This is a genomic window from Paenibacillus sp. FSL P2-0136 (assembly GCF_037975325.1).
In the GTDB taxonomy this organism is placed as follows: domain Bacteria; phylum Bacillota; class Bacilli; order Paenibacillales; family Paenibacillaceae; genus Paenibacillus_AQ; species Paenibacillus_AQ silagei.
This window is the reverse complement of sequence record NZ_CP150244.1, coordinates 5,882,401-5,903,334: the sequence shown is the minus strand read 5'-3', so window position 1 is coordinate 5,903,334 and position 20,934 is coordinate 5,882,401. Positions and strand designations below refer to the sequence as shown.

The window sequence follows — 20,934 nt, the reverse complement described above, 5'->3', positions numbered from 1 at the left end:
TTAAGGAGGGTCAAAATATGCTGCGGACGTTACTTGGAGAGCCGCCCCGCGTGAACAGCGGTGTGCTGGCTGAAGCTATGGAGTCCATGGCGAAGGCAGCCTCCATGCTGCGCAAGGAGATGGCGGCACATGAAGACCATGACCATGAATACCGCAAGCTGGAAATTTGGACACGCGGCCTGATCTCCTCTCTGGATGAGCTGGAGCAGAGCTGGTTCGCAGCAGCCTTTTTCCGGAAGTCAGTGATAGCCGGTTATATGGACGACATGTCGTCCACGGAGCAGGGGGAGTACGCCAGATATGTGTATTTCTACAAGGATGGCTTCATCCGTGTCTTCTCGCTGCTGGACAAGCTGGGCACGGTGCTGAATAATCTGTACAATCTCAATACAGGCAAGGTGAAGACGCATTTCTCTTATTTCACGGTGCTGAGGCAATTTCAGTTGCTTCACCCGCATCATCCGCTGGCGGAGAAGCTGGAGCGAATCAGGAATTCCTACCGGGAGCCGGTTGAGAATTTGCGCAAGCGGCGCAACGCTGAGATCCATTACATGAACGCGGAGATGACCGACGACCTCTGGCAGCGTCACCAGGGATTGCATGACAAGATTCGTCTGGAGGATCTCGACAGCCACCTGGAGGATTTGAAGCAGAGCCTGGAGATGGTATGCCAGTCACTGGCCGCCGCATACAGCTACGGGAATGAACAATGGCACAAGAACAAAGCGGCCCCAGGCCCGAAATCCGGACAAGCCCGTCCGTAAAAACTTACCTTTGACAAAAATCTCGAAACTGAATTATACTTAGGCATACATTAACTTCTGACAGGATACGGAGTCTATAACTTCATACTATGATCTTATCGAGAGCGGCGGAGGGATAGGCCCGATGAAGCCCGGCAACCGGTTTGAATACAGCCTTACGCTGCATCCAAATGTCATGGTGCTAATTCCTACAATGCCGCCGGATTCGGGGGTTTTGGCAGATGAGAAGGCATTGTCATTATACACACAGGGCCTCTTGCGATCTGCATGGATCGTAGGGGGTCTTTTTTGCAATGATGGAAGCTAGAACAGAAGGGGGACGCAGCGGTTGATAGAATTGAAGGATATAACCAAGGTGTATGGCAAAGGCAGTAAGCAGGCAACTGCACTCTCTGCGCTGAGCCTGTCGATTAAGAAGGGGGAAATCTTCGGGGTGATCGGTCACTCCGGGGCCGGCAAAAGCACGCTGATCCGCTGCATTAATCTGCTGGAACGTCCGACTGCGGGCGAGGTGTGGGTGGACGGTGTCGAGCTGACAGCGCTCAGCCAGGGACAGCTGCAGGAGCAGCGGCGTAAGATTGGAATGATTTTTCAGCATTTCAATCTGCTCTCATCGGCTACAGTCTATGATAATATCGCGTTTCCGCTGCGGCTGATCGGAGCCGGAAGGAACGAGATTGAACAAAAGGTCAAGGAACTGCTCGCCCTGGTCGGATTGGAGGAGCATTGGAATAAGTACCCGGCTCAGCTATCCGGCGGACAGAAGCAGCGTGTCGGAATCGCCCGGGCGCTGGCAAGTGATCCGGATGTTCTGTTATGCGATGAGGCGACCTCGGCGCTTGATCCGCAGACCACAGACTCCATTCTGCGCCTGCTGATGGATATCAACAGCAAATTCCATCTGACCATCGTGCTGATTACCCATGAGATGCATGTCATTCAGAGCATCTGCGACCGTGTTGCCGTGATCCATGGCGGCGGTATTGTGGAGCAGGGTGAAGTGGCCGAGGTCTTTCTGAAGCCGAAGCATGAGGTTACCAAGGAATTCATCCGCAGTGAGACCCAGTCGGACGGACCGCTCCGGCAAGCGATTGATGCTGTGCAGCCAGGTTACACGAAGTCGGTCAAAATCACTTTTCTCGGGCAAAAGACTTACGGGTCGACGCTCTCACAGGTGGTTCAGGGAACCGGGGTTCACTTCGCCATTCTTCATGGCACCATCTCTACGATCAAGGATGTTCCTTACGGCCAGCTGATCGTCCGGTTCGAAGGACCTGAGGGTGCGGTCGAAGCCACGCTCGCTGAGCTCATAGCGCAAGGTCTTGATGTGGAGGTGATTTTGTAATGGATTTTAGCACAATCAATTGGGAAGAAATGCTGGAAGCTACGATTGCTACACTCAAAATGATCGCTATTTCAGGAATATTCACAATAATCCTTGGTTTACCGCTTGGAATTGTGTTATATTTATGGGGCAAGTCAAATAACGTTATTATCAGGGTGGTTTACTCGGTATTATCCTTCGTTGTGAATATCCTGCGTTCGGTTCCTTTTATCATTCTGATGGTTGCCCTGATTCCGTTCAGCAAGGCCATTATGGGCACTTCGATTGGTGTGCTTGGGACGATTCCGGCACTGGTGATCGGCGCGGCGCCATTCTTCGCCAGACTGGTGGAGACGGCACTGCGGGAGGTTGACCGGGGAATTATTGAAGCAGCGCAGGGCATGGGAGCGTCCACCGGGCAGATCGTGATGCGCGTGCTGCTGCCGGAGGCTCGTCCGGGTCTGCTTGCCGGTGTAACCATTACTGTTGTGACCCTTGTCTCGTATACCGCAATGTCCGGCATGATCGGCGGCGGCGGACTGGGTGACCTGGCGATCCGCTACGGATATTACCGCTATGAGAAGGAAGTCATGCTTATCTCGGTAGCGCTGATGGTGATTCTGGTGCAGCTGCTGCAAATGGCCGGTGACCGGCTGGTAAGACATTTTACACGGAAATAAGGTACGTCCACATATAGCCTTATTCAATAAACCATATGGATTAGAGGGGGATTTACAGATGAAAAAAGTACTGCTTACATTCTTCAGCCTGACCTTGATATTGGTGCTTGCCGCTTGCGGAAACAACAAGGCGAATAACACCACGAATTCTGCTGCGACAACGGCACCTACAGAAGCGGCTGCTGCAGAGCCGACTACAGAGCCTGCTGCGGACCCGGTAACCCTGGTGATTGGTGCTTCTCCTGTACCGCATGCGGAGATCCTCAAAGCAATTGCCCCACTGCTTGAAGCCCAAGGCATTAAGCTGGAGATCAAAGAATTCACAGATTATATTCTTCCCAATACACAGCTTGCCGAGAAGCAGCTCGATGCGAACTTCTTCCAGCACAAGCCTTACCTGGATGATCAGAACACCAAGAACGGCACAGATCTCGTATCTGTAACTGCTGTTCATGTAGAGCCATTTGGCGCCTATTCCAAAAAGATCAAATCGATCGATGAATTGGCAGAAGGTGCGAAGGTTGCGATTCCGAATGATGCAACGAACGGAGGCCGCGCCTTGATTCTGCTGGCGAAGAACGGTCTGATCAAGCTGAAGGATGACACCAATATTGCTTCCACCAAAGCGGATATCACCGAGAACCCTAAGAAGCTGGATATCATTGAGCTGGATGCAGCCATGCTGCCCCGTCAGCTGGATGAAGTGGACCTGGCGCTGATCAACACCAACTTCGCACTGGATGCCAAGCTGTCTCCTACGAAGGATGCGTTGTTCATCGAAGGCGGAGATTCCCCGTATGCTAACCTGCTGGTAGCCCGTCCTGACAATAAGGATTCCGATGCCATTCAGAAGCTGGCAGCAGCGCTGACTTCCCCGGAAGCGAAGGAATTCATCGAAAAGCAATATGACGGAGCAATTATCCCGGCATTCTAAGCTTAAGCCTAGGGAAGCGGAATAATCTAATGAGACCAGAAGAAGCCCGTAGCCAGAAATGGCTGGCGGAGCGGCTTCTGGTCTTTTTGAATCGCCGGGTGGTTGATCCTACAGACGAAATCCTCTATAATAAAAAAAATCCCGGCCTCTTAGCGGAGGCCGGGATGGTTTATGAAACGGGATTAGAATACCTGAACGACTTCTTCCACGCCTTCTACTTCTTCAATCAGGGCGCGTTCGATCCCGGCTTTTAGCGTGATCGTGGAGCTTGGGCAACTGCCGCATGCACCCATAAGCTTCAGCTTAACGATGCCGTCTTCAACATCAATCAGTTCCACGTCACCGCCATCGCGCTGCAGGAACGGACGAAGTTTATCAAGGACTTCCAGTACTTCATCGTACATGGTTGCGCTTTGTACATTCTCACTCATTTCTCAATCACTCCTTTCGTATGTTTATTATAGTACAAAAAGTTAAAAAATAAAATGGTTAAGGCAGAATAGGGAGATCATCATGAGACCAATTATAGAATTCTGTGCCAGCAACATCGGCCACGGCACTGAACCGCTCAAGCTTAAGCTGGAGCAAAACCCTGAATATGATGTAGTGGAATACGGCTGTCTGAACAACTGCGGAGAGTGTTATCTCCAGCCGTTCGCCATGGTTGACGGGGAGATCATTACGGCTGATTCCCCCGCTGCTCTGGAAGAGGCCATAGAAGCCGCTATACGAGAGGCAGAGGCCTGGGATAACCTGGAGATAGACTAAGCCGCCGGGATTCTTTAGCCGAAATGGCGTTTGGACATCCACAGGACGCCGCTCTTCAGCAGGCGCGGGACCCGGCCCATGACGGAGCGGCGGCCCATCAGGCCGAAGCCGGCATTTTTACCGAGTGAACCGAGAGTTCCCTTCAGCTTAATCTTATGCAGCTTCGGGGTTTCTCCCCGCCATAGCGCCTGAATAATCTGGCCCACCTGTTCGCCCTGGGCACCCGCCGCCTGTGCACTGGGGGCGAAGGGCAGGCTGGCACAGTCCCCGATCACATAGACCTCAGGATATTCAGCGATATTGTAATATTCCCCCACAATGAGCCTGCCTCCGCGGTCCTTCGGAAGCTCAAGCTGCTGCACGACCTGCACCGGCTGAATGCCGGCAGTCCATACCGTCACATCTGCCGGAATAGCTTGGGTGCCATTGAAGATGGCATCCTTCTCGACATGAGAGACCGACACTCCGCCAATCGTCTCCACCTGATGCTCACTGAACCATTCCTCGACATATCTGGACAGCTTGGCCGGAAAAGAAGATAAAATACGTTCTCCCCGGTCCATCAGAGAGATATTCAGATCCGGCCGGCTCTCCCGCAGCTCCGAGGCAATCTCTACGCCGCTCAGTCCCCCGCCGACAATATTGACGGTTCCATAAGGCTTCACATCGTTCAGCCGGCGGTAAGTTTCCCGGGTTCCGGCGAAGCTCTGAATACTGCAGGTGTATTCCTCGGCACCCGGAATGTTATGGTAATTATCCGTACAGCCGAGGGCAATCGCCAGGATATCATAGGCTACCGGCTCCCCGGAATCGAGCAGGACCAGCCTGCTCTCCAGATTAATGGAACCCACCTGCCCGTAACGTACGGTCAGGCGGGGGTGCACCGGGAATTGAATCCGCAAATGGTAATCGGTGACGGTGCCTGCGGCCAGTGCATAATATTCGGTCTTGATCCCCTGATACGGCATCCGGTCCACCAGGATGATTTCCACATCAGGGGGGAGATGATTATCCAGCAGTTGCTGAATGAGGGCAAGACCGCCGTAGCCGCCGCCCAAGACAAGTAGGGTTCTCATGCCAACTGATCTTCCTTTCGGGTACATAATGGACAAGGCAGTTCTGCGTTCACTGGCTGAGGTAAGCTTGTTCTGTTCTTATTCGTATACCTTGATCTCGTTATAGAAGGTATCCCGTTCTACAGGAATCCGTCCTGCGCCCTTCACGAGCCAGATCAGCTCATCCCGGGTCAAGCCCTCCGGTGTCAGCGCGCCGGCAGCGTGGCTGATCCGTTCCTTCAGGATCGTTCCGTGCACATCGGAAGCGCCGAAGTTCAAGGCAACCTGGGTCAACTGGGGCCCGATATTAATGAAGTAGGCCTTGATGTGATCGAAATTGTCCAGCATCAGGCGGCTGACGGCAATGGTCTTCAGATCCTCATTCGCGGAGTTTCGGCGCATAATGCCAGCATTCTTGTTCTTAGGCTGCATGGACAGCGGAATGAATACCATGAAACCGCCGGTCTCGTCTTGCAGGTCACGAATTTGCAGCATATGGCGGATGCGGTCTTCACGGGACTCAATCGACCCGTACAGCATCGTGGTATGGGTCTTCATGCCAAGGTGATGGGCGGTGCGGTGCACCTCGAGATATTCCTCGACATTGGCTTTGTCGACGCGCATTTTTTTGCGGTACTGGTCAGACAGAATCTCTGCCCCTCCTCCGGTAAGGGTCTTCAGTCCGGCGGCGCGCAGCTGCTCCAGCACTTCACGGATACTAAGTCCGCTGATGCGGGTGAAGAAGTCGATCTCTGCCGCTGTATAGGCCTTGAGAGTCACTTCAGGGAAATGCTCGTTCAGAGCCTGCAGCGAATCAACATAGTACTGGAAGGGCACATTATCATTATGCCCGCCTACAATATGGAACTCGCGCACGCCGGGATGAATATGCTGCTGCACATACTCCACCATCTCCTGGCCGGAGAGGGTGTAGGCCCCTTCTTCGCCTTCATCCTTGCGGAAATTGCAGAAGGCACAGCGGGATTCGCAGACATTGGTGAAATATAGACTCATGTTCTCGATAAAATAGACTTTATTCCCGTTTTTTCGCATGTTGACTTCATTAGCGAGTTGCCCGATCGTTAACAGATCGTTGCTCTCATATAAATAAACGCCGTCTTCCAAATTCAATCGTTCTCCGCCGCGAACCTTCTCAATGATGTTCGCCATCCGGGCATCTGTGTGGGGTGTAATAAGGGTAGACATATAAGTTCCTCCTGAAGGTTGGCGAGGCAATTGCATCGCATAATCGTGTACCTGAGAATATCCGGCAACAGCCGGCATTATAAATAGAGGTTAACTGCAACCCCCGTGACAATTTTTCGAAAATTTATCGCTTTTCTCATTATAAACTTCTCCCGTAGGGTGAGCAACCGCCAGAAACTGCAGGTCTTCCGGGATAAATGGCTTACCTGCGCCCGGTTTACGACTTGAGGGCAGAAGAATAGTGGAGTATACTGATTGAAAGAGCCGATGAAAATGATATACATCATACTCATTCTTTTCTCGCGCAAGGCATTGATTTCATTACGTACAGCCTGAAGGCTGCTTGATTCCAATACAATGAACCCTAAGGAGGTTGTTATTATGATTAACATAAGTGAGACAGCGGCAGGCCAGCTGAAGGCCATGCTTGCGGAGCAGGAAGTGCCGGATATGTTTCTCCGTCTGGGCGTAACCGCCGGGGGCTGCAGCGGATTCTCGTACGCGATGGGCTTCGATGATACCGAGACTGAGCAGGACATCTACATGGACGTTGCAGGTCTGAAGGTGGTCGTCAGCAAAGACGATATCCGTTACCTCAACGGCCTGGAGATCGACTTCGAGGAATCCGGCATGACCGGCGGCTTCACCATCAATAATCCCAACGCCAGCGCTACATGCGGCTGCGGCTCCTCGTTCCGCACGAAGGAAGAAGCAGGGAATCCGGCGGCGGAGCCTTGCTAAACCTGTGAATGCTGAATTATTGATAAAGTAAGCGTGGATTATGGCTTTCGAGACCTCTTAATTATGTATGGTGCAAACTGTACTTAATTAGGAGGTTTTTTATGTTGACTTAAACCATTATATGTTAAAATATGGTGATGAAACAATTAATGGATCTGCGAGGAGGGTAACAATGATACGAATGAGAATGCCATTTGAACGTCCAACAGAGCATTATGATGAACGGATTATTGATATCGATCAAGACATTTGCTCTTTGATCAAGAAGAGAAAGGAAGTCTCGGATAATAATCCAGGATTTCCTCCGCTTGAGTATATTACTAAATGGTCAGAAGCCTTTGAACTCTATGAAGATTTCCTAAACTCCTTATTCTCAAGTATGATGAATGAAAAACAATTTAAACCAATGATCGAACCAGCCGGATTTAGACAACACATTGCAATTCTGAAATCAGTCGTGAAAGGGGAGCGTTTCTATACTCTAACATCTATGAAACAATACACCAATGCAAGTGTATTAACACTAAATATTGATTGGGACAATGAGCAGGATATTGACTCCAACTCTCATCAACATAGGCATTACGAACTATATATTAATGACCAATATGATTGCCGAATGATTAATGGTGGAAGCAGATCAGATCATGCATCATATAAATATGTAGTCTCTCCACCCTTACCTGATGAGATTTCAGGAATTCAATTTAGGTTCAAAGAATACAGTCACCCGTTCAAGATGGGTGAGGCAAGTGATGAGATAGTATTTGAACCTTAGTAAGGTGAATAGTCCTCCACACCTATTAGGTGTTGGAGGGTTATTTATCGTTTACGCTATATCTCAAACAATCCACTTTCCACAACGTCTAATCCAGGCTTCCATTACGTTAATGAAGTTGGAGGTGTTTATTTTGAACAACCTGATTATTCTCCTTTTCATGACCTTAATTTCGTGCGATTCCTCGGAACCGAATGAATCCATAGCTGCCAAGACGAGACCTATCCCATCTGCCTCAGAAAATATCAAAAGCGAACTTTTTTCAGCTCATATCTCAATTCCGGAACAAGTTAAAGCAAATCAGGAACTTAAAATTTCTGTTGAGTTAAAAAATGAAGCTAGACGGGATCTGGAGATTACAACTGGAGAACCGATATTTTATTTTGCCGTACGGGATAATACCGACAAGGTGATTAATTCAAGTGCAAGAAAGGATGTTGGAGTTTTACGTCAAATGTCGGATGGAGATATCATTTCAGAAAGTTCTCAATATCGGTTTGAAAAATCGGGCACATACGAAATTTCGGCGATTGCGGAATTTTCGGTTCAAAGCGGAGAAGGTAGTGAAATCTATAAAATAGAAACAGATCGAAAGTCTGTTCAGGTAAGTGATTAAAGTCAAACTCACGATCCTGAAGGCAGCCGTAGCATGCGGAAGATTAGCCTCCTGAAGGTGTTAGGGAATACCCTGCATCTTCAGGTTTTTTTGTCCAATTCGTGTCGATTCGCAATTACCCTATAAAACATACTTGACTAGTGGGGATAATGGGATTATAGTATGAAAAAAGCTTGATTGCACAGAGAGATTTTCAACCGATACTTTCATTTTATCTTAAATCTCTCTCCTCTTATTAATTGTATACAATTATACAGTTGACCGGGCGACCCGCAAATGAGTGGCGAGGAGCAATGAAATCTATGGAAATGCGTTCACGAAGATTGTCGAAGGATAATACCTACTATGCACTTAAGCAAAAAATAATAGATAGCGAGCTGGAGCCGGATCAGGCGGTTAACGAAGAGAGCCTGGCGGCACTTCTCGGGGTCAGCCGGACTCCGTTACGGGAAGCGATTCAGCGGCTGGAGAATGAGGACTTCCTGGTGCGCCAGCCCAACGGCAGGCTGCGGGTAGCCCCTTTAACGATTAAGGAGGTCGAAGAGATCTTCCAGATCCGCAGCATGCTTGAAGGCCATATCGCCAGAAGCGCTGCCAGAAACGCTACTATCAAGGATATTCAGCGGTTAACGCTGATTCTGGAGAAGCTGAAGCAATCCTTCCAGATGGGGGATCAGCAGGATGTTGTATCCTATGGCTTCGAATTCCATGATTACTTGTGGGAGATCAGCGCGCTGAAGACTTTTGAGAAGGTGCTGAACCAGCTAAGAGACCGTTCCCTCCGGTATTGCCGTTATGTCTCTCTGCACGGGGACTGGAATACGCAGGCGGATGAGGAGCATCTTGTGATTCTGCAGAGGATTGTAGCCAGGGATGAGGAGGGGGCAGAGCGGGCGATGCGGGAGCATATCTTAAGCAGCCTCGCGACTGCACTGGAGCGGATTAGAGGAATTGAACATACGTAATGAAGGGGGAAGAACAGGAATATGAGACCACAGCATGAGACGGAAGAAGCACTGGCAGCCCGGCTAACCGAAGTGCGGAGGAACCTGCACCGTGAACCGGAGCTTAGCAATCAGGAGTACAGAACCACGGAGAAGCTGCGTAAATGGCTGAATGAAGCGGGAATACGTGTGCTGGACCTTCCTCTGAAGACCGGGCTGATCGCAGAGGTGGGGAAAGGTGATGGCAGCATAGTAGCGATCCGTTGCGATATCGATGCCCTGCCGATTGAGGAGCAGACGGGCCTGCCGTTCGCATCAGAGATTCCGGGAGCCATGCATGCCTGCGGCCATGACTTCCACACCGCTGTCATCCTGGGCGCGGCCAGCCTGCTGAAGCAGCGTGAGCATGAACTGCCGGGCAAGGTCAGAATCCTGTTCCAGCCGGCTGAAGAGACGGGACACGGTGCGGAGGATGTACTGGCATCCGGCGGGCTAAGCGGGGTGGAGGCCATCTTCGGATTACATAATTCACCGGACCTGCCTAACGGGGCGTTCGGCACAAGAACGGGAGCTTTAACGGCGGGGGTGGACCGCTTTGAGATTACGGTGCAAGGGGTCGGCGCTCACGCCGCTACACCGGAGAAAGGGGTAGACACCATTGTGACTGCCGCGCAGATCATTACGATGCTGCAAACCGTAGTCAGCCGCCTGAATAACACGCAAGAGCCGGTCGTGCTCAGTGTGACCCGGATCAACGGGGGCTTCACCTGGAATGTCCTGCCGGAGAAGGTGGAGCTGGAAGGTACAGTACGTACCTATAACGAAGAGATCCGCAGCAGCATCCCGGCCCAAATGACGCGGATCATAGAAGGGATTGCAGCCGCAGCCGGAGCAGAGGCGAAGCTGCACTGGTATCCCGGCCCGCCCGCTACGGTCAATCACGGAGGATGGACAGACTTCACCAAAGAGGTCGCGGCACAATCAGGCTATGAGGTACATGATATTCCGCCGCAGATGGGCGGAGAAGATTTCGCCTATTATTTGCAGCAGATCCCGGGTGCTTTTGTGAACATTGGTACCGGCCCGAACCATGCGCTGCATCATCCCCGTTTCGATGTCGATGAGGCGGCCATCCTGCCGGCGGCTAAGTATTTCGCCCTGCTGGCAGAAGAGGCGCTTGCGAAGCTGAAACAGCAGACTTGAATCCTGAATCCTAAATTTACCAGATGATTGAGGGGAACAACTATGATTGAACTACGGAATGTGTACAAGACGTTCACCCGCAAAGAGGTGAAGATAGAAGCGCTGAAGGGGATTAGCCTGAAGGTGGAGAAGGGCGATATCTTCGGAGTCATCGGCTACAGCGGAGCCGGAAAAAGCACGTTAATCCGCCTGGTCAATTACCTGGAACGGCCATCTGAGGGCCAGGTGCTGGTAGACGGGTACGATCTGGGCGCGTACAGCGACAAAGAGCTGCGGGCAGCCAAGAAAAACATCGGCATGATTTTTCAGCATTTTAATCTGCTGGAGTCCAAAAAGGTGTTCGACAATGTGGCCATTCCACTCGTTCTGCTGAAAAAGAGCAAGGCGGAAATCCGCAAGCGGGTGGAGGAGCTGCTCGAATTCGTCGGGCTAAGCGACAAGGCTGGAAGCTATCCGAGCGAGCTGTCAGGGGGACAGAAGCAGCGGGTTGGAATTGCCCGGGCGCTTGCCTCGAACCCTTCCATACTATTGTGCGATGAAGCTACTTCCGCTCTGGATCCGCAGACGACACAGTCCATCCTGCAGCTGCTCAAGCGGATCAACGCGGAATACAACATCACCGTGATGATCATCACGCATGAGATGTCGGTGATTCAGGAGATCTGCAACAAGGTAGCGGTGATGGAAGAGGGACGGATTATCGAGCAGGGCAGCGTGCTGAATGTGTTCGGAGAACCGAAGCATCAGACGACGCAGAATTTCGTCAAAACAGTCATTCAGAACAGTATGACCTCAAGCGTCCGCAGAACTCTGAAGACTGAGCAGGGGAGCCGGGTGTATAAGCTGAATTTTGCCGGAGAGAGCGCTTCTGAGCCTGTATTGTATGAGATCATCCGCTCCTATGGCGTCAAGGTTAACATTCTGTTTGCGAATACGACAGAGATTCAAGAGACGACGCTCGGTACGATTATCGTTCAACTGCAAGGTGATCCGGCACAGATGGAAGCGGCCTTGAATTACATGAAGCAGCATGAGGTCCGGGTAGAGGAGGTGAAGTCCTATGTTCTCGACATCGATCACAAGTGAGCAATTCCTGAAGGCAATTATTGAAACGATTCAGATGGTGGGCGTGTCGCTTTTTGTAGGTTCGCTTCTGGGGGTCCCCCTTGGCATCCTGCTTGTCATTACCCGCCCAGGCGGGGTACTGGAGAATAAGGCGCTCTATACGGTGCTCAATCCGCTGATCAACATTATCCGTTCGCTTCCGTTCATTATCTTACTTGTCGCTATCATTCCGGTAACACGGGCAATTGTTCATACTTCGATTGGGACCAGTGCCGCGATTGTTCCGCTGATTATCTACATCGCACCTTATATCGCACGGCTGGTGGAGAATTCTCTGCTGGAGGTCAATCCGGGTATTCTAGAGGCAGCGGAAGCAATGGGAGCTACGCCGTTACAAGTCATATGGTACTTCCTGCTGCCGGAAGCGATTGGCTCGCTGATCCTCTCCCTGACCACAGCGACCATCGGGCTTATCGGGGCAACCGCAATGGCCGGAACCGTAGGCGGCGGTGGGGTTGGTGATTTGGCTATCGTGTACGGATATCAGCGTTTTGACAAGGTGGTCATGGTTGCTACCGTTATTATTCTGATCATTCTGGTGCAGGGTATTCAGTCCCTGGGCAACACATTGGCGCGCAAGATTCGCCGTTACTAGAGATTACGAGACAAAGGGGATAGGCAGATGAGTGTATGGAGCAAGCAGGAGCGTTTTCAGGCGATCTTATCCGGGGAACTTGCGGACCGGCCGATGATCAGCGGATGGCGCCACTTTATTGACAAGGAGCAGAACGCTGAGGACTTGGCGTCGTCTACGATTTCTTTTACGGAGAAATATGATTGGGACTGGGTGAAAATCAACCCGAGAGCGACCTATCTGGCGGAAGCCTGGGGAAATGAGTATAACTTCGCAGATTACCGGACGGTATTTCCGAGACAGCTGACTACGGCAGTTCCGGCAGCCGCGAATCTCTGGGATCTTGAGGTGAAAAAAGCCGCACAAACCCCTTCGCTGCTGGAGCATCTGGAGGCGGTAAGGAAGATCCGCCAGGGCTTGCCGGATACGCCGCTGATTCAGACGGTATTCTCACCGCTCACGGTATTGCTGTTCATAGTAGGACGTTCTGCTTATGTTACGGAGACCGTATTCGGGATTGAGCAGCCGGTGACGCTGGAATCGCTCTTCAAGGAACACCGTGCCGCTGCGCATCATGCCCTGCATGCGATTGCCTTAACCTTGGCCGATTATGTGCAGGAGCTGCGGCAGGCGGGATCAGATGGACTGTTCTATGCGGTGACAGGCACAGCCCACCCCGGCTTATTTGATGAAGCGATGTTCGATGAGCTGTCGAGACCGTATGATTCCATCGTGCTGGAGGCGGCGAGCTATGGCAAGAATATTTTACATACCTGCGGTGCTCATGCCCAGCCTGAGAAATTCAATGATTACCGGATTGACGGGATCAGCTGGGATACGGTAGCCGAAGGCAATCCCGGGCTGGACGCCGATCTCAAGGCTACGAAGGTGGGCGGAGTGGATCACGGGCTGTTTGCCGGAAATCATCTGGAGCAGATTGAACAGCAGGCTAAGGAAGCCATGGCCAAGATGAAGGGGCAGCCGTTTATTCTGTCGCCCAACTGCGCCATTCCGCTGACGGTTACAGACGAGGCATTAGTGCATTTTAAAAACACAGTATTAGGATAGGGGATGAGAGTGATGAGAAAATTACTGGCGGTTCTACTGATTAGTTCGATGGCGGTGCTGGCGGCTTGCGGTAACAATAAGGAAGCGGCAAGCTCCGGGGATAAAAAGGAAATCACAGTCGGATTCGGCGTAGGTACGTATGAGGAGCAGTTCCGGCAATCCATTCTCCCGATCCTGGAAGGGAAAGGGTATACTGTGGATATCAAAACCTTCTCGCAGAATATGCAGGTCAACCCGGCCATGAAGGAAGGCTCGATTGACGCGAGTATCTTCCAGAGTACGGCCTATATGGATGCGATCAATAAGGAAATTGGCGCCGATATGGTAGGCATTGCTTATGTTCCAGGTGCACCGCAGGGGCTGTACTCGGTTAACCACACGACGCTTGACGATGTGAAGGACGGCACTACCGTCGCGATTCCGAACGACCCGGTTAATCAGGAGCGCGCGCTGCGGATTCTAGAGGAGCTGGGTTGGGTCAAGATCAAAGAGGGCGCCGGGGTAGCGGACTTCAATGTCAACAGCGTGGAGCCGGACAAGTTCAAGATTGACCTGAAAGTGCTGGACCCGGCACAGATTCTGGTCTCGCTGCAGGACGTTGATTATGGTGTAGTGAACGGGAATTATATCGCTAACGCTCCCGACCGCAAGATTACAGATGCGCTGAAGATTGAGAATACGCCTATGCAGCACAGAATCATCGTATCGGTGAACAAGAAGGACCAGGATACCCCGTGGGCCAAGGATCTGAAGGCTGCGTATGAATCCAAGGAGTTCGAGGAATACATCCTGGGACAGGAGAAATATGCCGGGTTCATTCTGCCGGAGGCTTGGGCCAATAACTAATCTAATCAGGGAGTGAATGGAAGTGTCAAAAGGCAAGATTCATTTCATTGGCGGCGGGCAGATGGCGGAAGCGATCATCCGGGCCTGCCTGGCAGGAGGCACGCTGGCTGCCGGACAGATCAGTGTGTCAGATATTAATGAGGGCCGGCTTGAGCTTCTAAAAACCAAATATAATGTAAACACGGAGAGCACGCAAGAAGAGGGCCTCTCCGGGGCAGAGCTGATCGTTATCGCTGTTCGTCCGCAGGATAATTTGGCTGCACTTGGAACTCTGATCCAGCAATCTGCCTCACCGTCTGCGGTCATTGTATCGATTGTAGCGGGGGTAACGATTGCCCAGCTTGGAGATTATTTCGGAGCAGAACGTCCGATTGTCCGCGTGATCCCGAATACCTTGACCGATACCGGTTATGGATACAGCGGTGTAGCTCTGAATGCTGCCGCTTCTCTGGAGCAGGTAGAAGCATTTCTGCTGGGCTTCGGCAAGGTGCAGGTTCTGGAGGAATCCTATATTGATATTTTCACAGGCTTCGGGGTAGCCGGACCGAACTACATCTATTATTTCATTGAGTCTTTCACGGATGCCGGAGTTCTTGCCGGACTGCCGCGGGAGCAAGCCTGGAAGGTGGCGCTGGAAAATATGCTGGGAGCGGTGGCTATGCTGCAACAGACCGGACTGCATCCAAGACAACTGCTGGATATCAACAACTCGCCTGGCGGCGTCGGTATGCACGGCTTGTATGAGCTGAACAACAGTGATTTCGCTGCCGGATTGCAGCGGAGTGTACTGGCCGCGGTGAAGAGGACCACGGAGCTGGGAGTGAAGAAGTAATGGCCGTACTGAAATGGGATCACCTTGTACATTATGTGAATGATCTGGACCAGCCGGTTCAGCTCTTCGCGGAGCATGGACTAACAGCCTTCCGGGGCGGATCGCATAAGGATTGGGGAACGTATAACGCCCTCAGTTATTTCGGGCTCACCTACCTGGAGTTCCTCGGCATCGAGAACCTGGAGCTGGCACGGGCGACCAAGCATAATGTGGTGGTGCGGGATGCCGTCACGCTTTTGCCGGAGCATGAAGTGCTTAGCCGGGTGGTGCTGCGCACGGATGATATTGAAGCTGTTGAGGCAACCCTGAGGCAAGCGGGGTTGTTATTGTCGCCGGTCATTGACGGCCGCCGTCTGGATGATCAGGGCCGGTGGATCGAGTGGCGGATGATGACCATTGACGGTGACTTCCAGGGACTGCCCTATCCGTTCATTATTCAGTGGAACGAGAGGGATGAGCAGCGGCTGGCTAGTCTGAACAGTGCGGGAATCAACCGTCCTCACCCTGCAGGCCAGGTGGAGGTCGTCAGTGCAGGCTTCCGGGTCAGCGATCCGGCCGCTGCCGCCAGCCACTGGAGTGAACTGTTTGGTCTTCCGGTGAGCGCATCTGCGGATGGTTCGGATGGCAGCTACAGCCTTAAGGCCGGAGACCAGACGTTTGAATTCACGCCAGGGGAGGAGAACCGGCTCAGCCGGATCGTGTTCCGCACGAACTCCCCTCAACTGAAGGGACAGACGCTGACTGTTGGCGAAGGCGAGTACGTGTTTGAATAAATGCAGGACAAGCTTAGGGGACAGGCTGTTGCCGCAATTAGCGGTAGCGGGCCTGTCCTGTTTTATGTTAAAGTGTGACACAAGAATGGAGTAAGGGAATATATGGAGAATGGAGGCAGCGGATGCAGAAGCTATTTGAGTATAACTGGCAAGTGCGCCAGGATTGGTTCAACTGGTGCAGAGGGGTGGACAGGGACGAATTGATGAAGCCGCGCACCGGGGGCTTAGGCTATATCCTGCCCACGTTGTATCACATTGTAGCGGTTGAATACGGCTGGATCTGCGGCGGCATTCAGGAGAGAGTCATTGAAATTCCAGCATTCGGGGAAATCGCCAGCCTGGAGCTTGTGCAGGATTTCTCCGCCCGCTGCCATGCGGAGCTGGCTCCGTTTGTCTATGGCTGGTCGGATGAGCTGGAAGACCGGATTATGGTTGATATTACGGATGAAGGGGAACGCGAGCCCCACCCCTACGGGGAAGTGATGCGGCATGTGATCGCCCATGAGATCCATCATATCGGCCAGCTCTCGGTATGGGCGCGGGAGATCGGCAAGCCGCCGGTGACAGCTAATTTGATTGGCAGAGGGTTGTTCGACAAATAGAAGCGTAAGGAGGCCACAGAGATATGGAATTTGAGACCAGACGTCTGATCATCAGAGAGTTCACTCCAGAGGATATAGGGCAGGTACACGAGTATGCATCTGATCCGGCAGTAGTAACGCATTCGATCTGGGGGCCCAATTCTCTGGAGGATACCGGCGAATATATCCGCCATACGCTGACATTGCAGCAGGAGGAGCCGCGCCAGGGCTTCGAGTATGCGGTAGTTCTGAAGGAGAACGGGCTGCTGATCGGAGGCTGCGGCCTGCATATTACCGGAACAGGCCAGGGAGAGATTGGCTATTGCTACAACAGGCTGTACTGGGGACAGGGCTATGCGAGCGAGGCTGCTGCTGTGCTGCTGGACTTGGGCTTTCATAAGCTGGAGCTTCACCGGATCTATGCCACCTGCCGTCCCGGGAATATCGGTTCCGCGCGTGTGATGCAGAAGCTTGGCATGACATACGAAGGGCATCTTAGAGGACATATGTATCATAAAGAGAAGTGGATGGACTCCTACCAATATTCGATTCTGGAGGATGAGTATAGGGGGCTGCACCCGCGTGCCGGGCTGTAGGGTTGAAGGGTGCAGCTGCAGGCTTAATTGCAATTCGTACAACTAAATCGTCCGATGTGCCGCCAAATCTCAGTTTAGATGTAGTTCGTGCAATTAAAATGCCCCTATACCTGGATTTTCGCCCATCCGGGCAAATTTAGTTGTACAGACTACAATTAGAAGAGGAAGTTCACCCGTTTCACTGTTTTTAGTTGCGCAGAATACACTTATCCCAGTTTTTTCTCTACGAACACGGCTTCATTCCTACCACATTTATGGAATGAAATCACTTGTTTAATTCTGATGGTCTACTAGCAAAAATAAGGAGGCACATGGGAGCACAGTTGTCAGTTGCCAATGGGCATAACATAGCGGCTCAGCCCCCGTACACAGCAAAAAGCGCACTGCCGCAGGCAGGCGCTCTTTGCTGTTCTTGATGTCACAAGTGATACTGTACGGTTACAGCGGCATTCCCGCCACTTCATTAATCCTCGCCGCTTCTTCCGGGTCAGCAGCGATCAGCTTCTGATAGACCGCCTGATCCTGGGCGCTTTGCAGTCTCTGTTGAACGGCCAGCAGCCACCGGGCAAGCTCACGGTTGACAGGGTTGCTGTAGTCCTCACTGAGGCCTTGCTTCAGTGTGGCTTCTGCGGCCTGCATGTCCTGCGACAGATACTGGATTTTACCGGTATTCAGCAGCATATCCGGCGTGACGGTAACGCCCTGCTGTTGTGCATCCCGATCTGCGGCGGCGTAGGTATAGGCATCCAGTCCGGTTTTGAAATACCGCTGCTTGTTAAGCGTCTCCTGGTCCTTGATCTCCAGCTTGCCCTCGGCCGCAGCTTCCTGCGACCGCTTCAGGGCTGCGGCTCCCAGCTCCTGGGACCGGGCAATCACTCCGCTGTACCAGGCGGTTGTCCACAGGCTTTCGCTGTCGGTCAGATCCTCGTATCCGCCCGTGAAGCCCTGCTTCACAGCCGCGGCAGCCGCGTCCTTGTCCCCGGACAGGAATTGTACTCTCCCTGCGCTTAGGCCAATTGTAGGTGTGACGAAGAATTCACGGCCCTGAAGCTGCTCAGGAGGGAGGCTTTTCAAATGCGCAATGCCGTCCGTTACATGTCTGTACGCGGAGAGCGCGGAAGCGAAATACGTCTGTTGCCCGGCTTCATCCTGCTTGGAATAAGCTTGCTGTCCAAGGAGTGAAGCCCGGCTGATGAACTGGGCATACCAGTTGATATCCCACATGAACTTGTCCGCGTTGTCCAGGTAGACATGATAGGCGGCATCGCTCTCGCCCTTCAGGTCATAGTAGCTGGCGAGCTGGGTCAGCAGCTCTTTGTTGGACGGCTCATCCTTCAGCGCACGGGTCAATACCGCATAGGCCTCGTCCAGGAACTGCTCGTTCTTGGTCTGCTCATACACCTTCTGATCCAGCAAGGACAAGTACATAGCGGATTCGGGGTGGTAGGGGCGGATGTTGAGTGCTTTTACCAAAGGAGCCTTGATCTCCTCATAGGACTGGCTCACTTGGATCAGCTTCTTGGCGGCATAAGCCTCAGAGCTTGACCGGATGTACCCCAGAGACAGGAAGAGCAGGTAGCCTGTGCCGACTCCGAGTACTGTGAAATAGCCAGCTCTGATCCACAGCTTGTTCCACGTAAAGCGGAGCGGCTTGCTCTCCATGGCCACAGCCATTCCCCCCAGAGAGAGGAAGACGAGCATACCCATGAACGCATAACTGAGGTTGAAATCCAGCAGGCTGTGAACGAGAATGGACAAGGCGATAATGAGATAGAAGAATCCGTTGTTATAGTCATCGGTCTCCCGTCTCAGGTACTGTCTGCTGAATTTGTAGAAGATAAACAGGATGAAGCCCATGAACACCAGAAAGCCGACAATGCCGACTTCAATCAGATATTGCAGGAAAAAGTTATGCGCCTGGCGGCTCAGATAAGGGTTGTTCTGATAATGCTCATAGAGTGTAGCCCAGCCGCCGCCGCCCGCGCCCAGTACCGGGTAATCCTTGACGACCTTCATGGCATCCTCGTAAAAGGTAAAACGCTCCAGGACACTGTGCTGCCTGAAGTTGATATTCTCCAGCCGTGTTCCGATATTCGCCGGGAGAATATTACGCGCGCTGGTGCCGATGAACAGGAAGGCGATGATCGCGACGCCAGCCACAGAGACGGCTGGAATCCACAATCCGCTCATGCGGCGGGACTCGAGTCTGCCGAGCTTGCGGCTCAGCCAAGGAGCCAGGTAACGCTGGACCACCAGGCTCAGCGCACCCGCAATGGCCGAGGCTCCGAGCAGATAGCCCCAGCCCTTAAGGGCAGCAGACGAGTTGAACTCCGCATTCAGCTCCAGGCCGAGCCGTGTGACCGGGCTTGTGATCAGAAGGGAGCATAGGCCGGCAATGACGAGATGTACAATCCACAGAATCTGCTGCACAGGCTTCAGGAAGAGCAGCAGGAGGATGAATACTACCGGCAGCAGCACGAGTCCGCCACGGGATAAGGTAAGCAGCAGCGAGACAATGATTGGCACCAGCATGAAGCCGTGCAACAGCTGTCCGGCCCATTTGCGGGAGCGGATCAGCGCGAAGACGGCCACGAACAGAAACGCCATCAGGAAGGCTGCATATGTATTGGCATACTGAAAAATGGAAGTCAGGCGCAGGCCGTTCGAATCAGTCATAACTGCATCGTTATACCTGCCGTTAATTACGGTCTCTGAGAACCAGCCCACCAGGCTTCCAGCCAGTTTCCAGCTTCCGAGCCAGTTGAGCAGTCCGAAGCCTACGATCAGGTAAGCGAGGGTAAGCACGCTATGCTGGACGGCGGAATTGAGCCGCTTGTGCCGGAGCAGAAGGATGCTGATGATGAAGACTGCGGCATAGGTGAACTGGGTGAACAGCATGTTCATCGCCGAGTACCGGGAAGCTGCGCCGAATAGCGACAGGGCATAGGTTACGGGAAGCAGAATGGCCGCTGCAGTGAGCAGGTCACGCTGACTCTCCAGCTTGAAGGTTCTGAGATACAGGATCGCAGAGGCCAGCATCAGAAGCCCGCTCACCAATGCAGCTACATAGATAGGCTTCTCGAACTCCGCCCTCATTCCGTTGAACAATCCGATCTGAAAAGCGGCCCAGCCAAAAAACAGCAGGAACGCAGCGCAAATCATCCAAGCTGCCCCTGAAAGCTTGTCCGTAGCTTTGACAGAAGCCGCCTGTTTTCCGTACACAGGTTTCGACACGATAGAATCTCCTTTTTCAAAATAGTAGGTCTTCCAATTTATTGCACATACATATTACGGATATAAAGTGAAAAAGTTGTTGTCTGAACGGAAATTTCAAAGATTGGAGTGTCTTGCAGGAGAGGAGGGAACGGAAAAGTGGGGAATAGGCCGGAACCTGCTCAGCGAATGAAGCAGTCTGTCCGCACAGGCCAGCCTGAAGCAGTTTTCATAGAATAAGGTAACGGAGCGAATCTATGATTCATGTAAGAATGGACGCTTAAGAGTTCCGCCCGAAGGCAGCAATGACGGC

Annotated in this window: 22 protein-coding genes and 1 riboswitch; of the genes, 18 read left to right on the top strand and 4 right to left on the bottom strand. The window is 52.3% G+C overall.

Going from position 1 to position 20,934, the window contains the following annotated elements; translation table 11 throughout:
* Positions 1-17 precede the first annotated feature (17 nt).
* The 4 genes from NYE26_RS25025 (at position 18) to NYE26_RS25010 (ending at position 3,702) form a co-directional block, all read left to right on the top strand.
* Positions 18-764 carry a Cthe_2314 family HEPN domain-containing protein gene (locus NYE26_RS25025; RefSeq protein ID WP_036722024.1) on the top strand — a complete coding sequence of 249 codons (747 nt, stop codon included), beginning with the start codon at positions 18-20 and terminating at the stop codon, positions 762-764.
* Between the two features lie 92 nt (positions 765-856).
* Positions 857-992: riboswitch (SAM riboswitch) on the top strand.
* Between the two features lie 100 nt (positions 993-1,092).
* A complete protein-coding gene (locus NYE26_RS25020; RefSeq protein WP_339250936.1) occupies positions 1,093-2,109 on the top strand; it encodes a methionine ABC transporter ATP-binding protein in 1,017 nt (338 codons plus the stop codon).
* Positions 2,109-2,768 carry a methionine ABC transporter permease gene (locus tag NYE26_RS25015; protein ID WP_036722016.1) on the top strand — a complete coding sequence of 220 codons (660 nt, stop codon included), beginning with the start codon at positions 2,109-2,111 and terminating at the stop codon, positions 2,766-2,768. Before NYE26_RS25020 ends, NYE26_RS25015 begins: the two co-directional genes overlap by 1 nt.
* A 58-nt stretch (positions 2,769-2,826) precedes the next feature.
* Positions 2,827-3,702 (top strand): MetQ/NlpA family ABC transporter substrate-binding protein, encoded by an 876-nt coding sequence (locus NYE26_RS25010; protein WP_036722014.1) that lies wholly within the window; start codon positions 2,827-2,829, stop codon positions 3,700-3,702.
* A gap of 182 nt (positions 3,703-3,884) precedes the next feature.
* On the opposite strand, the gene NYE26_RS25005 is transcribed toward NYE26_RS25010, so the two are convergent.
* Positions 3,885-4,133, bottom strand: a complete 249-nt coding sequence (locus NYE26_RS25005; protein WP_036701687.1) for a NifU family protein — start codon at positions 4,131-4,133, stop codon at positions 3,885-3,887.
* An 82-nt stretch (positions 4,134-4,215) separates the two neighbouring features.
* Between NYE26_RS25005 and NYE26_RS25000 the strand changes: the two genes are divergently transcribed.
* A complete protein-coding gene (locus NYE26_RS25000; protein ID WP_209875904.1) occupies positions 4,216-4,470 on the top strand; it encodes a YuzB family protein in 255 nt (84 codons plus the stop codon).
* Between the two features lie 14 nt (positions 4,471-4,484).
* Here the strand turns inward: NYE26_RS25000 and NYE26_RS24995 are convergent, their stop codons facing one another.
* Both NYE26_RS24995 and mqnE read right to left on the bottom strand, forming a co-directional pair.
* Positions 4,485-5,546, bottom strand: coding sequence for an NAD(P)/FAD-dependent oxidoreductase (locus NYE26_RS24995; RefSeq protein WP_339250933.1), 1,062 nt, complete (start codon positions 5,544-5,546; stop codon positions 4,485-4,487).
* Positions 5,547-5,624: 78 nt separating this feature from the next.
* Complete coding sequence (gene mqnE, locus NYE26_RS24990; RefSeq protein WP_339250931.1) at positions 5,625-6,731, bottom strand: aminofutalosine synthase MqnE; 1,107 nt, start codon at positions 6,729-6,731, stop codon at positions 5,625-5,627.
* 381 nt (positions 6,732-7,112) lie between these two features.
* Between mqnE and NYE26_RS24985 the strand changes: the two genes are divergently transcribed.
* From NYE26_RS24985 to NYE26_RS24925, 13 genes are all read left to right on the top strand, one after another.
* On the top strand, positions 7,113-7,472 hold the full coding sequence (locus tag NYE26_RS24985; protein WP_036722005.1) for an iron-sulfur cluster assembly accessory protein: 360 nt from the start codon (positions 7,113-7,115) through the stop codon (positions 7,470-7,472).
* Positions 7,473-7,644: 172 nt separating this feature from the next.
* Positions 7,645-8,250: a hypothetical protein gene (locus NYE26_RS24980; RefSeq protein WP_339250929.1), complete on the top strand. Its 606-nt coding sequence runs from the start codon at positions 7,645-7,647 to the stop codon at positions 8,248-8,250.
* A 133-nt stretch (positions 8,251-8,383) separates the two neighbouring features.
* Positions 8,384-8,866, top strand: coding sequence for a hypothetical protein (locus tag NYE26_RS24975; protein WP_339250927.1), 483 nt, complete (start codon positions 8,384-8,386; stop codon positions 8,864-8,866).
* Between the two features lie 302 nt (positions 8,867-9,168).
* Positions 9,169-9,831, top strand: a complete 663-nt coding sequence (locus NYE26_RS24970; protein ID WP_036722000.1) for a GntR family transcriptional regulator — start codon at positions 9,169-9,171, stop codon at positions 9,829-9,831.
* Between the two features lie 21 nt (positions 9,832-9,852).
* Complete coding sequence (locus NYE26_RS24965; RefSeq protein WP_339250925.1) at positions 9,853-11,013, top strand: amidohydrolase; 1,161 nt, start codon at positions 9,853-9,855, stop codon at positions 11,011-11,013.
* A 42-nt stretch (positions 11,014-11,055) separates the two neighbouring features.
* Positions 11,056-12,099 carry a methionine ABC transporter ATP-binding protein gene (locus tag NYE26_RS24960; protein WP_339250923.1) on the top strand — a complete coding sequence of 348 codons (1,044 nt, stop codon included), beginning with the start codon at positions 11,056-11,058 and terminating at the stop codon, positions 12,097-12,099.
* A complete protein-coding gene (locus NYE26_RS24955) occupies positions 12,074-12,733 on the top strand; it encodes a methionine ABC transporter permease (RefSeq protein ID WP_036721991.1) in 660 nt (219 codons plus the stop codon). Before NYE26_RS24960 ends, NYE26_RS24955 begins: the two co-directional genes overlap by 26 nt.
* Before the next feature lie 27 nt (positions 12,734-12,760).
* Positions 12,761-13,780: a uroporphyrinogen decarboxylase family protein gene (locus NYE26_RS24950; RefSeq protein ID WP_339250920.1), complete on the top strand. Its 1,020-nt coding sequence runs from the start codon at positions 12,761-12,763 to the stop codon at positions 13,778-13,780.
* 12 nt (positions 13,781-13,792) lie between these two features.
* Entirely contained in the window at positions 13,793-14,626 is an 834-nt protein-coding gene (locus NYE26_RS24945) for a MetQ/NlpA family ABC transporter substrate-binding protein (RefSeq protein WP_339250918.1), read from the top strand.
* 16 nt (positions 14,627-14,642) lie between these two features.
* Positions 14,643-15,458: a pyrroline-5-carboxylate reductase gene (gene proC, locus NYE26_RS24940; protein ID WP_339250916.1), complete on the top strand. Its 816-nt coding sequence runs from the start codon at positions 14,643-14,645 to the stop codon at positions 15,456-15,458.
* Positions 15,458-16,231 (top strand): VOC family protein, encoded by a 774-nt coding sequence (locus NYE26_RS24935; RefSeq protein ID WP_339250914.1) that lies wholly within the window; start codon positions 15,458-15,460, stop codon positions 16,229-16,231. Before proC ends, NYE26_RS24935 begins: the two co-directional genes overlap by 1 nt.
* A 122-nt stretch (positions 16,232-16,353) precedes the next feature.
* Complete coding sequence (locus NYE26_RS24930) at positions 16,354-16,833, top strand: DinB family protein (protein WP_339250912.1); 480 nt, start codon at positions 16,354-16,356, stop codon at positions 16,831-16,833.
* Between the two features lie 23 nt (positions 16,834-16,856).
* Positions 16,857-17,408 (top strand): GNAT family N-acetyltransferase, encoded by a 552-nt coding sequence (locus NYE26_RS24925; protein WP_339250910.1) that lies wholly within the window; start codon positions 16,857-16,859, stop codon positions 17,406-17,408.
* 438 nt (positions 17,409-17,846) lie between these two features.
* On the opposite strand, the gene NYE26_RS24920 is transcribed toward NYE26_RS24925, so the two are convergent.
* Positions 17,847-20,642 (bottom strand): O-antigen ligase family protein, encoded by a 2,796-nt coding sequence (locus tag NYE26_RS24920; RefSeq protein ID WP_339250908.1) that lies wholly within the window; start codon positions 20,640-20,642, stop codon positions 17,847-17,849.
* Positions 20,643-20,934: the final 292 nt, after the last annotated feature.